This window comes from Rhizobium leguminosarum, from assembly GCF_001679785.1.
GTDB classification, from domain to species: Bacteria; Pseudomonadota; Alphaproteobacteria; order Rhizobiales; family Rhizobiaceae; genus Rhizobium; species Rhizobium leguminosarum_R.
Genome location: NZ_CP016286.1, coordinates 1,776,437 through 1,791,218 on the forward strand (window position 1 = coordinate 1,776,437; position 14,782 = coordinate 1,791,218).

12 protein-coding genes and 2 pseudogenes are annotated in these 14,782 nt (G+C 59.1%); 7 read left to right on the forward strand and 7 right to left on the reverse strand.

The features are described from left to right. Positions 1 to 36: 36 nt before the first annotated feature. Complete coding sequence (locus BA011_RS08905) at positions 37 to 1,017, reverse strand: alpha/beta hydrolase (RefSeq protein WP_065280172.1); 981 nt, start codon at positions 1,015 to 1,017, stop codon at positions 37 to 39. Positions 1,018 to 1,064: 47 nt separating this feature from the next. Between BA011_RS08905 and BA011_RS08910 the strand changes: the two genes are divergently transcribed. Continuing rightward, positions 1,065 to 1,532: a MarR family winged helix-turn-helix transcriptional regulator gene (locus BA011_RS08910; RefSeq protein WP_065280173.1), complete on the forward strand. Its 468-nt coding sequence runs from the start codon at positions 1,065 to 1,067 to the stop codon at positions 1,530 to 1,532. A 3-nt stretch (positions 1,533 to 1,535) separates the two neighbouring features. Here the strand turns inward: BA011_RS08910 and BA011_RS08915 are convergent, their stop codons facing one another. Next, on the reverse strand, positions 1,536 to 2,726 hold the full coding sequence (locus tag BA011_RS08915; RefSeq protein ID WP_065280174.1) for a low temperature requirement protein A: 1,191 nt from the start codon (positions 2,724 to 2,726) through the stop codon (positions 1,536 to 1,538). Positions 2,727 to 2,787: 61 nt separating this feature from the next. Further along, the gene (locus BA011_RS08920; RefSeq protein ID WP_065282467.1) at positions 2,788 to 3,162 is read right to left on the reverse strand and encodes a gamma-butyrobetaine hydroxylase-like domain-containing protein; all 375 of its coding nucleotides are present in this window, start codon (positions 3,160 to 3,162) and stop codon (positions 2,788 to 2,790) included. Between the two features lie 136 nt (positions 3,163 to 3,298). On the opposite strand from BA011_RS08920, the gene moaA reads away from it, so the two are divergent. Together moaA and BA011_RS08930 are read left to right on the forward strand one after the other, a co-directional pair. Next, complete coding sequence (moaA, locus tag BA011_RS08925; protein ID WP_065280175.1) at positions 3,299 to 4,345, forward strand: GTP 3',8-cyclase MoaA; 1,047 nt, start codon at positions 3,299 to 3,301, stop codon at positions 4,343 to 4,345. A 392-nt stretch (positions 4,346 to 4,737) separates the two neighbouring features. Continuing rightward, positions 4,738 to 5,724 (forward strand): IS110 family transposase, encoded by a 987-nt coding sequence (locus tag BA011_RS08930; protein ID WP_065280176.1) that lies wholly within the window; start codon positions 4,738 to 4,740, stop codon positions 5,722 to 5,724. 97 nt (positions 5,725 to 5,821) lie between these two features. Here the strand turns inward: BA011_RS08930 and BA011_RS08935 are convergent, their stop codons facing one another. Continuing rightward, on the reverse strand, positions 5,822 to 6,607 hold the full coding sequence (locus BA011_RS08935) for a class I SAM-dependent methyltransferase (RefSeq protein ID WP_065280177.1): 786 nt from the start codon (positions 6,605 to 6,607) through the stop codon (positions 5,822 to 5,824). Positions 6,608 to 6,720: 113 nt separating this feature from the next. Between BA011_RS08935 and BA011_RS08940 the strand changes: the two genes are divergently transcribed. From BA011_RS08940 to BA011_RS08950, 3 genes are read left to right on the forward strand one after another with little or no spacing between them, the layout of a single operon-like run. After that, positions 6,721 to 7,857 (forward strand): ABC transporter substrate-binding protein, encoded by a 1,137-nt coding sequence (locus tag BA011_RS08940; RefSeq protein ID WP_065280178.1) that lies wholly within the window; start codon positions 6,721 to 6,723, stop codon positions 7,855 to 7,857. A gap of 6 nt (positions 7,858 to 7,863) precedes the next feature. Beyond that, entirely contained in the window at positions 7,864 to 8,934 is a 1,071-nt protein-coding gene (locus BA011_RS08945) for a FecCD family ABC transporter permease (protein ID WP_065280179.1), read from the forward strand. Beyond that, positions 8,928 to 9,680 (forward strand): ABC transporter ATP-binding protein, encoded by a 753-nt coding sequence (locus BA011_RS08950; protein ID WP_065280180.1) that lies wholly within the window; start codon positions 8,928 to 8,930, stop codon positions 9,678 to 9,680. The genes BA011_RS08945 and BA011_RS08950 overlap by 7 nt, the downstream gene beginning before the upstream one ends. A 139-nt stretch (positions 9,681 to 9,819) precedes the next feature. On the opposite strand, the gene BA011_RS41295 is transcribed toward BA011_RS08950, so the two are convergent. The 3 genes and pseudogenes from BA011_RS41295 to BA011_RS41300 form a co-directional block, all read right to left on the reverse strand. After that, positions 9,820 to 12,015, reverse strand: coding sequence for a pentapeptide repeat-containing protein (locus tag BA011_RS41295; RefSeq protein ID WP_237352664.1), 2,196 nt, complete (start codon positions 12,013 to 12,015; stop codon positions 9,820 to 9,822). A gap of 116 nt (positions 12,016 to 12,131) precedes the next feature. Next, entirely contained in the window at positions 12,132 to 13,076 is a 945-nt protein-coding gene (locus tag BA011_RS08960) for a hypothetical protein (protein WP_065280182.1), read from the reverse strand. A gap of 274 nt (positions 13,077 to 13,350) precedes the next feature. Then, positions 13,351 to 13,722, reverse strand: a pseudogene (locus tag BA011_RS41300) (transposase); the annotation flags it as partial. A gap of 885 nt (positions 13,723 to 14,607) precedes the next feature. Between BA011_RS41300 and BA011_RS41305 the strand changes: the two are divergent. Further along, positions 14,608 to 14,769, forward strand: a pseudogene (locus BA011_RS41305) (ABC transporter ATP-binding protein); the annotation flags it as partial. Between the last annotated feature and the right edge of the window lie 13 nt (positions 14,770 to 14,782).

Below are 14,782 nucleotides of genomic sequence, written 5' to 3' on the forward strand. Positions count from 1 at the left end.
AGGCGTTCCGCCGCGGCTTGATCTTCGCGACGGACGCTACAATGCCGCGCGTTTTGCCGGAAGCTCAAAAAACGGAATGATCTCCGCATCTTTTTTGATGCTTTCGTCGGGTACTTCACCCACGCCCTGATCGCCGCCGAGAAAAGCCGCGATCGCGGCAAGAACCGGTGCGGCGCCGATGATGCGCCGGTGGCCGAAGCCGTTCGCCCAGAGAAGCCGAACGCCCTTCCCCGCCGCGCCATAGCGCCTGGCATGGAGAGACGACACTTCCTTGTCGTCCTCGGCATGGATGACGAGCACCGGCCGGCCGATGGCGCCCGCCGCCTCGCCGGCGTCGAAATCCTCAAGTCTCCGTCCGGTGACGCGATGGACCTCGTTCTCCAGCGCCGCTTGCGTCGCAGGGCGAAGGCCGATCATCCGGCCGAAATCGGTAAACAGCCAGCCCATCTCGCTCGGCGCGCCGATCAGCACCAGGCGGTCGCCGCCAAAAGGCGCCACGCCAGGCAGGAGGCCTGCCGCTGAGACCATTAGCGCCGCACCGCCGAAGGAATGACCGATCGTCGCATCGAATGCGCCAAAGCGCGCCTCGGCCGCCGCGATCGTCTCGACCGCAAGCCCCATATGCAGGAAGCGCCCGCCCGAGCGGCCGTGGCCGGGAAAATCGAGCGCCACGACCTCCGCGCCTGTCGCCGAAAGCATCGAAACGAGTTCGGCCATATAGGCCGCGCTCGATCCCCAGCCATGCGTCACCAGATAACGCTTGCGTTTGCCCCTCGCACCGCCGTTCAGCCGATAGGCATGCGCTTGGCGCCCGCCGGCGAGCCGGAGGGTAAAACGTTCGGCATCGGCAAGCCGGACCGCGCCCGCCACATGCGCCGCTTTCGCCTTTGCTCCCTTCGGCTTTGCCGATGGCGTCCGGCAGAACAAGCGGAACGCCGCTCTGCCTGCCAGATCAGGCGAAACCGCCTGCAGCAGCGAAAACCCGAGGCGGGTGACGTCAAGCGCAAAGTTTGCCATAGTGGGATTCCAAAAGACTGTTCAACACTGAACAATAAAGTACAACGATGAACAAAAATCAATCCCTTCCCTGGGATCATCCGCGTTTTCGCAGCTGGATCGCGGTGGCTCGCGCCTGCCAGCTGATGCAACAATCTCTTGCCCGCTCGCTTGCCGATCTCGACATCAAGCCGCCGCACCTCGATATCCTGGTCAATCTCTATCGTTTCGAAGGCATCTCGCAGCAGGAGCTGGCGCGCAAACTGCTGGTCGGCCGCTCCAATATGAGCATGCTCTTGCCGCAGATGGAGAAGCGCGGCCTGATCCTTCGCCGCGATGACGAGCGCGACAAGCGCGTGCTGCGCCTCTATTTGACGCCAGCGGGTCGAAAGCTGAGTGAGGAAGCCATGGCCATCCAGACCGGCCTCATCGACCGCGTGCTGTCGAACGAGCCAATAACGCAATGCATGGCGACCGCCGATTCGATGGAGCGCATCATCACTGTGCTGCTGAAAGATCAGCGCGACGAGGACTGATGTTCAATGCAGCGTCGGAGCTGCCTGCGTACCGGTCAGCGAGCGGTATTCCCAGGCGGCGACGACGATCAGCACCAGCGTCGCCAGAATGCCCATCAGATACACCTCGATGAATGGCGCGGCAAAGGCAAGCAGGATCAGCAGCACGAGACCTGCGAGATGCGAGAGCGGCATCCGCCCGCTGGTCGCGCCCTTGAACCAGAGGTTGCCGATCAGGAACAGGCCGGAACCGCCGAGCACCGCGGCGGCGATGCCGAGATCTCCGGTTTCGTGCGGATGCGAGAACATGAATTCAACCGCCACCGCATGGACGATGATGCCGGCAAGAATTGGGATATGCCCATAGGTGAAGGCCTGCCGCGCCAAGCGGCCCGGTGTCTCTGAATGCTCGATGCGGTGGGCGGCACGCCCGTGTCCAAATCGGAAATAGAGCCACCACATGGCGACCGTTCCGACGAAGGCGGTGACGAAGACGACGCCGGTCAGCCCCGAGAACGGCAGCTCCGAAAAGGTGCGGCCGGAAACGAGGATTGCTTCGCCGAGGCAGATGATGACGAAGAGCGCGCAGCGCTCGGCCATATGCGCGCCGGAAACGTCCCAGTCCCGCGCCGTCGAGCGGCCGAGCCCCGGCACGGCAAAGCCCGCGGCCGGCCCGGCATATTCGATCGTCAACGCAATCGCCCAGGCGATCAGCCGGGCTTCATGCTCGAGCAGCCCGCCGGCGATCCAGAGGACCCCCGATACCGCGAGCCAGGTTGTGATGCGGATGAAATTCAGCGTATTGGCGCGGTCGACGCGCGTCATCGCATAGGTCGCAAACAGCGAGCGCCCGACCTGCATCGCCACATAGGCGCCGGCAAACAGCAGTCCCTTGTCGCCGAAAGCCTCGGGGATCGAGGCAGACAGCAGCAGGCCGAGCATCATCAGCGCCACCAGCATCCCGCGCACCGGCATCTTGTCCGGATCGAGCCAGTTCGTCACCCAGGCGGTGAAAATCCACACCCACCAGACGGCGAAGGTCATCAGCGCCGCTTCGGCGGCACCGAGCGGCGTGTAGTGGGCAGCGAGCGCATGCGAAAGCTGCGAGATCGAAAAGACGAAGACCAGATCGAAAAACAGTTCGAGGAAGGTCACCTTGTTGCCGCTGGCGCTGCCCTTGGCGCGCAGCCAATTCTTTCCGTTCGTCTTCGCCATATGGCCCCCGATGGCTGAAATTATGCGTGGCTTGAAAGTGATAGCGATACTCTGATGGCCGTCAGCGCGGCTTCTCCGCCGTGTCGCGGTTCATGCCCTTTTCACTCAGCTCGTCCTCATAGGCGGAAAACAGCTCAGCGCCCCGTTCGCCGAGCTCGCGCAAATAAGTCCACGTGTAGATGCCGGTATCGTGCATGTCGTCGAAGCCGATCCGGACCGCGTAATTGCCGGTCGGCATCATGGAGATGATCGCGACATTACGTTTGCCCGGCACCGTCACCTTCTGCCCCGGCCCATGGCCCTGCACCTCGGCGGAGGGCGACAGCACGCGCAAGAGTTCGGCCGACAGGTCGAAACTCTGGCCGTCGTTAAAGGTCACCACCAGCCGCTGCCTATCTTTCGAGACGCGAAGTTCGATCGGCCAGATATCGCTCATCATTTTGTCCTCTTCTCATGCGAGGAGTAGGCGCTGATCTTTTTCAGCGCAAGCTGAAATTGGCATGCTCGCGCGGGCTGTTTCCCTTGACGCGACAATAGCATATGCCCACATTGATGAGAGTACGGAGATACAGGTGAACACCAGAGTCGGAACGATAGGCAATGCATCGCCGCTGGTGGCGGGTGCACACCCGATGATCGACCCCTTCGGGCGGGCGGTCACCTATCTCCGCGTCTCCGTCACCGACCGCTGCGATTTCCGCTGCACCTATTGCATGGCGGAGAATATGACCTTCCTGCCCAAGAAGGATCTTTTGACGCTGGAAGAGCTCGACCGGCTCTGTTCCGCCTTCATCGCCAAGGGCGTCAGCAAGATCAGGCTGACCGGCGGCGAACCCTTGGTGCGCAAGAACATCATGTATCTGGTGCGCCAGCTCGGCCAGAAGATCGGCTCCGGCCTCGACGAATTGACGCTGACCACCAACGGCTCGCAGCTTTCCCGCCATGCCGAGGAGCTCTATGATTGCGGTGTGCGCCGGATCAACGTCTCGCTGGATACGCTCGACCCCGACAAGTTCCGCAAGATCACCCGCTGGGGTGATTTCGCCAAGGTCATGGAAGGCATCGACGCGGGTCAGAAAGCCGGGCTGAAGATCAAGCTCAATGCCGTGGCGCTGAAGGATTTCAACGATGCCGAGATGCCGGAGCTGCTGCGCTTCGCCCATGGCCGCGGCATGGATCTCACCGTCATCGAAACCATGCCGATGGGCGAGATCGAAGAAGACCGCACCGACCAGTATCTGCCGCTTTCAAAGCTGCGCGCCGATCTCGAAGGGCAGTTCACCCTTGCGGACATCGATTACCAGACCGGCGGCCCGGCGCGTTACGTCAGGGTCGAAGAAACCGGCGGCCGCCTTGGCTTCATCACCCCGATGACCCATAATTTCTGCGAAAGCTGCAACCGCGTCCGCCTCACCTGCACCGGCACGCTCTACATGTGCCTCGGCCAGAACGACGCCGCCGATCTCCGCGCCGCACTCCGCGCCACCGAAGACGACGCCCTCCTCCGCACTGCCATCGACGAAGCCATCACCCGCAAACCCAAAGGCCACGACTTCATCATCGACCGCACGCATAACCGCCCCGCGGTCGCGCGGCATATGAGTGTCACTGGGGGGTGAGATGCGGTCCCGCAAAGCGGGAGCAATCGATCCAGTGAATCGATTGCAGCTTCGAACGCCCTGAGCCATGCGAAGGGCCGGGATACGGTGCGGCAGACTCCCTCCTCTCTTCTCCCCAGTGGGGAGAAGATGCCCTTCAGGGCAAATGAGGGGGTGAGCGACGACAGGAGCGAATGCGCTGAGCGCAAGCGAAGAGCAATCAACGCTGTGCCGAGTGGCCCCCTTGCATGTTCAAACTGCATCCATTGATGATGGGTGCGACCTCTGGGGGATGGCCATCCCCCAGAGGTCGGACGGGCGGGACCGTAACCCCCTTGGCTTGAACCGGGGATGAGCCTGGTCCGCCCGTCCTTCGCGTTTGTCCTGAACAGATAGTGGGGAGCAGGTCCCGTATGCAAGGCAAGGTATCGTCCGAACGCACCGCGATAGCGACAGTTTATGTCGGTATCGATGTCTGTAAAGAGTGGCTGGACATTCATCTGCATCCTCTCGGCCGGAGTTTTCGGGTGGCCAACGACACGGCCGGCCTGCGCCGCCTCAAGCGGGAGCTCGATGCGCTTGACCAGATGCCGCGCTCGACGCTGCATATCGTCATGGAAGCGACCGGCAAGTGGCATCGCGCCGTTCAGCGTTCTCTGCATGCCGATGGCTTTTACGTGTCGGTCGTCGATCCGCTGCGCGCCCGGCTGTTTGCCAAAGCCTGCGGCTTTCTCGCCAAGACCGATCGGCTCGATGCGCGGCTTTTGGCCATCATGGGAGAAGCCCTCAAGCCCGCACAGACCCCACCGCAGGACCAAGCCCTGGAAGCCCTGCAGGAACTGGTCAATGCCCGATCTGCGGCCAACGGTGAACGCACCGCCCTGTCCAACCGGATGAAGACGGCCGTGACCGCCTTCCTGCGCAAGGAACTGACGCGCCGGCTTGCCGCGCTCGACACCCATATCGCAAGACTGGATGCCGAAATCCAGCGGAGCATCGGCGCCGAGCCCGAGATGCGCCGCCGCCTCGACATCCTCATCTCCATTCCCGGCATCGGAGCCGTCACCGCCGCAAGCCTGATCGCTGGCCTTTGCGAACTTGGCGCCTGCTCCGGCAAGCAGGCCGCCATGCTGGCTGGCCTTGCGCCGCTCGCCTGCGAAAGCGGCGAGCGGGCCGGACATCGCGCCATCAGGGGCGGACGCCCCGCACCCAGGAACGCCATCTACATGGCCGCCCTGTCCGCCTCCCGTCACAACCCGGACCTCGCGCACTTCGCCGAAAGACTGAAGAAGGCCGGAAAACCCAATAAGGTCGTCCTCGTCGCCGTCATGCGAAAGCTCATCGTGCTCGCAAATACCCTCATCACCAAAAACCGCATCTGGACACCAAATCCACCTTGACACCAAACACAGATGCTCAACCGACCCTTCGGGCCACCTTCTCCCCGCTGGGGAGAAGAGGGAGCACGCCGCGCCCTTCATCGACAACCCCACCCCATCACCCAGGCTTACGCGCACAAATCGCAAACCGGTCCTGCACCATGCGCTCCAGCCCACACAGGAACGGCATCTTGCGCGCCTGCGCCCAATGGATATCGGCGAGTTTGCGGTCGACGACAATATCCGTAAAGCCGGCTTGGCGCAGAAGGTCGACGACTGCTTCGGCCGGCATCTGGCTGGAGAAATGCACACGTGAGCGGATCTTCTGGTGCCGCGCCATCATCTCCGGCGACATGTGGCTCGCCGGCGGTTTGCCGGTCACCTTTGTCCACAGCTTCTGCAGGCCCTTGACCCAAGTTTCCTTGCCCATATTGCCGTCGAGGATCAGCACCTTGCCGCCCGGCTTCAATACCGAGAACCATTCCTTAAAGGCCGAAGCCGGATCGACCAGCGTCCAGACGAGATGGCGGTTGGTGATGACGTCGTAGCTGTCCTTGGGCTCCATGGTGTTTTCGGCGTCGCCGGAAACGAAACGAATATCGGTGCCGCGCTTCTTCGCCTTGGCGCGCGCCTGCGCCAGCATCGCATCCGACCAGTCCAACCCGGTCACCTTGAAGCCGACATCGTTCATCAGATGCGAAATCACGGCGGTGCCGCAAGCAAGATCGAGGGCTGCGCGCCCTTCGCCCTCGCCGAGATGTTTTTTGATCAGCCGCTGCCAGCCCTTCCGCTCCGCTTCCGAAAAGATTTCATGGCCGACGCTTTGGTCGAAGGTCGCCGCCCGTTCCGACCAGAAGTCGCGGATTTCGTCACGGATGGAGTAATTGGTATTCATGGAATTCATCGCAGCCCCCGGCACGGCATCAGTTTGGAAACGCTCTAAAACATATAACTTGATTCACAAAGTCATATTTCCTATGCCTGCGGACATTATTCAGACCTCGGGGGAATTTCCAGATGAATTTCGTAAAAACGCTCGCAGCCTCAGCATTCGCCGTTGCGGGCCTGATGCCGCTTTCGGCGCTTGCGCAATCCTTTACCATCAAGGATGTGGCCGGTCGTGAAGTGAGCTTCGACAAGCCGGTCGAGCGAGTGATCCTTGGGGAAGGCCGCATGCTCTACGCCGTCGCGCCGATCGAGAAGGACGATCCCTTCGCCAAGATCGTCGGCTGGCGCAACGATCTCTGGACCACTGACAAGGACGGCTTCAACGCCTATGTCGAGAAGTTTCCGAAGGGCAAGGACTTGCCCTTCCTCGGCAATCTGACCGATGGCACGCTGCAGACCGAAACAGTCGTCAAGCTTCATCCCGATGTGCTGCTGCTGCCGATCGGCAACAAGGCGGCCGCCGACGAGGTGAAGCTCGAAGACATGCTGAACGGCATCGGTGTGAAGATCGTCTATATCGATTTCCGCGAGCATATCCTCGCCAACACCGAACCGAGCTTGAAGATCCTCGGCCAGATCTTCGGCCATGAAGACCGCGCCGAAGCCGTCGCCAGCTTCTGGAAAGAGCAGATGGCCCGCGTGACCGACAAGCTGAAGGCCGCCAATCCGCCGAAGCCGAATGTCTTCATGTACCGCGCCGCAGGCCTGGTCGAATGCTGCGGCACCTTCGGTCCCGATAATTTCGGCCTGATGGTCGATTGGGCCGGCGGGCACAATCTCGGCTCCGATTTCCTGCCGGGCTATACCGGTTCGATCAATGCCGAGCAGGTCGTCGCCTCCAATCCTGATGTCATTGTCGTCACCGGCTCCAACTGGAGCCAGACCAAGAATGCCAAGGACTTTGTGAATGTCGGCCCGAATGCCGCAGCCACCTTCGACGACAGCCGCAAGGCGCTGAACACGCTGATGGAAAACCCTGCCTTTACCGGCTCCAGAGCGGTTGCCGGCGGCAATGTCCATGCGATCTGGCACCAGTTCTATACCAGCCCCTACCAGTTCGTCGCCGTCCAGCAGCTGGCCAAGTGGTTCCATCCGAACCTCTTTGCCGATCTCGATCCGGATGCCACCTTCAAGGAATTCCACGAAAAATTCCTGCCGGTTGCCTATCAGCCGGGTTACTGGGTCGACGCCAAGGCGGGTCAGTAATCCGAAATGGCCGAGATCGCCGCACTATCGATCGAAGCCGAAGCCGGGAGGGAGCGTTACCGCGCCCTCGCCCGGCGCAAGCTGCTGATCCTTGTCGCCATGACGGCAGCGCTCTGCCTGTCCTTTGCCGTCGATCTCGCCTGGGGGCCGGCCCGCTACAGTCTTACCGAGGTTGTCTCGGCCCTCCTCGACCCCTCCTCCGTTTCGGATCAGGTGCGGGCCGTCGTTTGGGACATCCGCATGCCGGTTGCAGTGATGGCGATCGTCGTCGGCGCGTCGCTCTCCGTCGCCGGCGCGCAGATGCAGACGATCCTCGCCAATCCGCTCGCCAGCCCCTTCACGCTCGGCATTTCAGCGGCGGCAAGCTTCGGCGCGGCACTTGCGATCGTCACCAGCGTTCCGCTTCTGCCGGTTGCAGCCGGCCTGCTGGTGCCGGTCAATGCCTTCATCATGGCGTTGATTGCCACGCTCTTCATCCATTTCGTCTCGCAGGCTCGCGGCGTCTCGGTGCAGACGGTGGTGCTGCTCGGCATCGCGCTGGTCTTCACCTTCAATGCGTTGCTCGCCTTCCTGCAATATCTCGCCTCAGAACAGGCGCTGTCGGCTGTCGTCTTCTGGACGATGGGCAGCCTCACCAAGGCCACCTGGCCGAAGATCTGGGTGACGCTCGCCGTGCTGCTGGCAGCACTTCCGCTCTTTGCTCGCAACGCCTGGGCGCTGACGGCCATCCGCCTCGGCGAGGACAAAGCCGCAAGCTTCGGCGTCAATGTCCGCCGCATCCGGCTGGAGACCATGCTCGTGGTCTCGCTGCTTGCCGCAGTCCCCGTCAGCTTCGTCGGCACGATCGGTTTCGTCGGCCTCGTCGGGCCGCATATCGCGCGCATGATCCTCGGCGAGGATCAGCGCTTCTTCCTGCCGGGCTCGATCCTCTCAGGCGCGCTGCTCCTGTCGCTGACCTCGATTGTTTCGAAGTCGATCATTCCGGGCGTCGTCTTCCCGATCGGCATCATCACCGCGCTGGTCGGCGTGCCCTTCTTCTTCTCCCTCATCCTCTCGAACAGGAGCCGGTCGTGGTAGCGCTTCAGTTGCAGTCGGTCGGCGCCTATCACGGCCGCAAGCTCTTCGTCGAAGACGTGACGACGCCGATGATGAAATCGGGCGAGGTTGTGGCGGTGATCGGCCCGAACGCTGCCGGCAAGTCGACCCTCTTCAAGCGCATCACCGGTCTGCTCAAAGGGCCGGGCCATATCGTGGTCGAAGGGTCGAAGGCGAAAAACGCCATCAGCTACATGCCGCAGGATACCTCGGCCAACGCGGTGCTGACGGTCTACGAATCCATCCTGCTTGCCCGCAAGCAGGGCCAGTCCTGGGCCGTCAGCGACAGCGACCTCCGCTTCATCGACGAGATCATGAAAGCGCTCGATATGTCAGCCATCGCCTTCCGCGATCTCGGCGCTCTCTCTGGCGGCCAGCGCCAGCTCGTCTCGATCGCCCAGGCGCTGGTCCGCGAACCCGAAATCATGCTGATGGACGAGCCAACCAGCGCGCTCGACCTCCACCGCCAGGTCGAGGTCCTCGACTTCATGCGCCGCCAGGCCCGCGCCAAGGGCATGATCGTGCTGATCGCCATCCACGATCTCAACCAGGCGCTGCGCTTCGCCGACAAGGTGCTCGTCATCGCCAACGGCCGCATGCACGCCTGCGGCACCCCCCGCGACGTCGTTACCGCCGAGATGCTGCGGGAGATCTACAGGGTCGAGGCTAGGGTGGAGAAATGCTCGCTGGACCACGACCACGTGATTGTGGATGGGACGGCGCATTGAGCCTGGGGGAGCTTGAAATACTCGGAACTCGAAGAACGAAGCGGCTCTCGGACGTGAAGATGGGTTGAACTGTGGGCACAGCAGGTATTTTTTGCTCCCCGACGCATTCCTGGCACGTGGGCCTTGAATGACTAAACACCTAGGTCCCAACGGTCAAAAGATGATTGCGCTTTTCCATTCGAATAAGGATGCCGGTGATCGAGGAGCGCCTCTCCCTAGGCTCGGCATCCTCCTGCGCCAACCTATTCAATTCTTCCCACTTCCGAATCAGATCGGATTCATTTTGTGGAAGGCGTGTTTCGGATGTAATTATGCAGCTGTCTAGATTGCTTCCAACAATAATAGTGCCAGACAGATTCGCCCCACCAATGTCAGTCGAGATCAATGAACACCTCTCTATAACGGTGTCTTTCAGGTCGACATCCCTTAGATAAGCTTTATCCAAATCACAATCTTGCATCACCAGAAGAGAGACAACGTCGTCGGGAATCGGAAAGTCAAGACCCGACACGATCTTGTTTAAGTTGGCTCCCGTTAAATCACATCGCCGTAGAAACGCCCCGCTAAGATTCGCTCCTTCGAAATCAGCATTGTTTAGATGCACATCCTCCAGCCGTGCCGAACTAAGCGATGCTCCACGCAAAACGGCATAAGAAAGATTAGCATTCGACAAGTTTGCCCCAACAAGCCTGGCATCAGACAAATCGGCCCGTCTTAAGTTGGCATTTCTGAGGTTCGATCCGTAAAATTCTGCGTCGGTTAAGTTAGCGCCGAATAGTGATACTGGAAACCACTCCCTGGGAGATACGGTCCCGTCTTTATGATTTGTCGTATATAGAACGGCCCCGATGGTTATTTCGGTAAGAGCTTGTTTTTGAAGATCAAGGTAGTCAAATCGAGTGAATCGTTTGGTCTCCGCCACCAATGAAGGCGATGATAACTTAGAAAGTATTGATGCGAACCCAAACGGTCCATGCCACGTTATTTTCAAAGGCCCGGCGCTCCATCCACCGGCGGCTTCGGACAATCCGTAAGTTTCATCTGGGTATGCCTGTCGCGCGACTGCTTGAAGAGCTGTCCAAAAAACGTCTAAAGAACGCTGCTCTGCGCTTCCGATTCGCGAAACACTGTAAGTTATGGGTACTTCTCGATGAACCGGGATACCATGTGTCAGCACCCAGCTTGCAAGAGGAACAAGGTGTCGGAGACGAGCGCGAGCAGCATCGAAGGACGCTACGCGCAATCGCAATTCATCTTCGAAGAATCGACATATCTCCGTCGTTAATGGCCCATGCCAGGTTATTTTGGCGAGAATTGCTCCAGCATCGGAGCATCTGCGCTCTGACTGTCTCTCCGTAAGGGGTTTGAGACTGCCTAGGATCCATGTCGAAAGTCCGCGAGCAATCAAGTACTCACCGAGTGACTTATGCACGAACTCATAGCCGGCGTCATCTCCCCCTATACTGCGGGTGTAGCTTTGCATGGCTACGGACTTCAGAGAACTGGAAATGTCTCCCGATAGGTCTTCGTGGGTATCGGGGTGAAGATAATCCCTAAGCATAGAATTATACGACTCAGTTGCGACGGTCCTACCACCACTTGCCCAAGACGCCAGACCCAAAGCCTCTTGTAAGAGAAAGAAATCACTCTGCTCCAACGTTCGCGTAGCCGCATGACCTCCTTCTTCTCGATTTCGGTTCGATGTCTGTTCGGGTCCAATTCCCCAACGCCTCACATAGATCTGTCTGAAAATTTCTTCATATACATTGTTTCTGTTTTCTGCAGCGACTTCCCAACGGTGCCCGAGATAGCCAGTCCACAGAAGAAGATATAAAAGCAGCGGCTCAGTGGTTAGCTCGCGTAAGGCGGTCGCTGCTTCGGTGTTCCCTTGTAGAGCCTGTGGAAGGTCGGTTTCTTTTGATTGGATTGCGCTACACCAATTTCTCCAAAAAATTGCACGCTGGTCTACGTCTGCCAAATTACTCAGGTCGTTTGCAACGCCCTGCTCCTCTGCGGCGCGCCACTCTTCCGTTCCACTGATGGGTAACAATCCACCCACTCGTATCAGCGCGCCGTTGTCGATGGCGGCCTTCTTGAAAGCTTCTTGTGCAGAGATTGTTCGGCCGAGAACCATTGCGCAAGTGAAGAAGCCACCCGAATTCCTACTGTCCATCCAATTCTTCAGAGCTTGAATAAAATCAGATGTAACAGTGGCTGCCTCAGAGGAATCTGGTGGAGCGATTTCATCCAGACCATCGCATATCAGCAGCAATGGCTTTTCTGGAGGCGAGCCGTCTGGATCGCGTTGCCCTAGCCACAGAAGAGGGTTTGGCACGCGATCCAAGCCCAAATCTGTGCGATTTCTGAAAAGATTTTCTATTCTTTGCTGAAAAAGCCCCGACGCCTCTATCTCCTGAAGAGGTATAAATAAGACATCATGAGTTCCCCGGTCTATGACTTCGATCGCAAAAGCACGCGCAAAGTAGACTTACCTGATCCCGGTCCACCAGCAACCACGCGAATTGCATCCTGCGGATCCTTCGCATCGAGCCATGACAAACCTACCTCATGGAGGTCATTTACGAATAGCGGATAACACCACTTGCGTGGCTGCCTTTCATCTTGGAAGAAGTTACGACGATCGGCCGGGTGCTCATGCTCCTCCTCGCCGAGTTGCAAAGCCATAGCTACCTTTGTATTCCAGATTGCCCGCTGCCGGACGTAAAGATCAGAAAGCGTTATTCCTGTATCTTCCTGACCGAATACTGCGCGCTGTGTAAAGGTTCGAATAATCGAATCATGATGCCTTGCTAGGCTTTTACGCTTTTCGATTGCCTCCAAAAAAGCGCCGGACAAGGATTGCTCAAATCTCGTCCATCGTTCGGGAGATGAATCCTTGATCTTAATCAAAGCTTCGGCAACACAGTTTTCGAACAGGTTTCTGCAATCCGTCGCACTACCTAAAAGATGAAATAATTTCACCTCATACGGTAGATTTTTTGCTGCATCCCTTAGAAAGGGAACTTTCAATGGGGAATATAGCATCTCGGCTGTGACATTCTGACTACTTTGCTCCACCAGAATTTCGGCACGAGTGACCAGGCGCGCTATTAGATCCCGAAGTTCTGCTCCTTCCGGTCGTCTCTCCAGACCGACTTTGCTGAAGAAATAGACCAAACTCAAAGCATACGCTTCTGACAAAATATCCCACGCCACCTCTGCGTCGCGCTTGTCCGGTTCTGCCATAAATTTTGAAACCGCCGCCATCAAACTCGGCGCTGAGGCGGAAAGAGCGGCCATAGCGGCGCCCGGTTGCCCGGCTATCATTAGGGGAACGGCAGTTGCCACCGCGATTGCAATGTCTGTTGCTACTTGACTTCTTTTCGAATTCACCATGACCCAACCACCACCCCACTATCCTTGGTTGAAAAGATGACGATTCCTTTTAAGAGTCAACATAGTGAAGGATCAGCGATATGCTTCGTTCGCGCTAGCCCGCTTTTCTCACAGCGCTCTGTTATTGATTGCGCGCGCTGCCGGCTGGCGTTGCGTCCACATGGAGGACGCGGGCGGTCGTCGCCGCGATGTGGGGCGTTTTGTCTGGGCCGGTGATGTATTCTCTGTTGTTGGTGGGAGGGTTCGGGTCCGGCGGCATCATCGGGCCGCAGCCACGTATTCGGGCGTGAGCCAGAGCAAACTCCTCGGCATAGGGGCAGGCCGAAGCCATCGCCACCTTGATGCGGCGGACTGAGACGCGGACCTGCGCGCCGATCTTCAACAGCTTCAATCGGATCGTGCCGCAGGTGGCATCGGCAAGCCGGGTATGAGCGAGGCCGAGGCGACGTAGCGCACCGATCAATACATAGGCCAAGGATGCAAACCAGAGCCGCAACTGATTGGCGCGCATGGTGTGGGCGCTGGTGCGGTCGGCATAGAGATCGAGCTGGCATTCCTTGATGCGGTTCTCCATGTCGCCGCGCGCGCAGTAGAGTTCCTCGTAAAGCGGTTGTGCCGCCCAGCATTCCGGCGCAAGCGAGGTGACGTGGCTCCGTAATGAATCTGGTAAGCCTTTGTCGTAAAGCCAGTTTCTCAGATTCTCGGCCCGATGCATCCTTTACTTTGAGAGATTCGGGCTAGGCCGGTCGCATGCGATTGCGGCGAACCCGGCGCCGGAGGTCTCCAAGAGAGGGATATCGTGACATCGGTAAGCACGGAGAGGATTAGCAGACGAGCCCATCCGAAGGATCTCAATGGGTGTTGACAGCTTCTGACTTTACTCCGCTTTTCCCAGACATCGAGCATTTATTTTGCTACGCCCGATCCCCATCGGCCAAGGGCTGCCTGGCTAACGCGGCTCTGTAAAGATCGCGCGTGAGGCGGTGGTCGGGTCGATGCTGCAGGTCTGCGCTCCGAACCCCGGGCGGAGCGTGCCGCTGCGCTATCGACCGGCTGCCGCAGAAAACCTCCACATTGCAGCCATTCCGAACAATAGCAGAATCCCGCAATGGCGGTGAACTCTGAAACAAAGGTATTACCGTACATTTCAAGGTTCTGCTCGTCACTCCCACCACCACTCACCAATCGGTACCTTCATCCACCAACAAATCACGCCCCGTAGTAAAAGAAGCCGAGCCAGTCGCCAGGAACACCGCCGGCCTAACCATCTCATCCATCGTCGCAATCCGCGCCATAGACGTTTCGCCGTAAAATCCTTCAGCTGCTCTGCCACCTCGGAGACAGCGCATAGCCCGGGCGCGAAGGCCTCCGGCTGACCCATTCCAGGGCGAGGCTTTTGGAGAAATGGTTGACGCGAGGTGTTGTAGTGCACGTGCAGCAGGCTCCCTTTGTCGATCGAGCCTTACATTGACGGGATGTTGACGACCGAACACTTGCTCCGCGCCAGCGAGCAGCTGAAGCTAAGCCGACTGACAAGTTCCTCGTCATCGCCAACGGCCGCATGCACGCCTGCGGCACCCCCCGCGACGTCGTCACCGCCGAGATGCTGCGGGAGATCTACAGGGTCGAGGCCCGGGTGGAGAAATGCTCGCTGGACCACGACCACGTGATTGTGGATGGTACAGCGCATTGAGGCTGCCAAAATC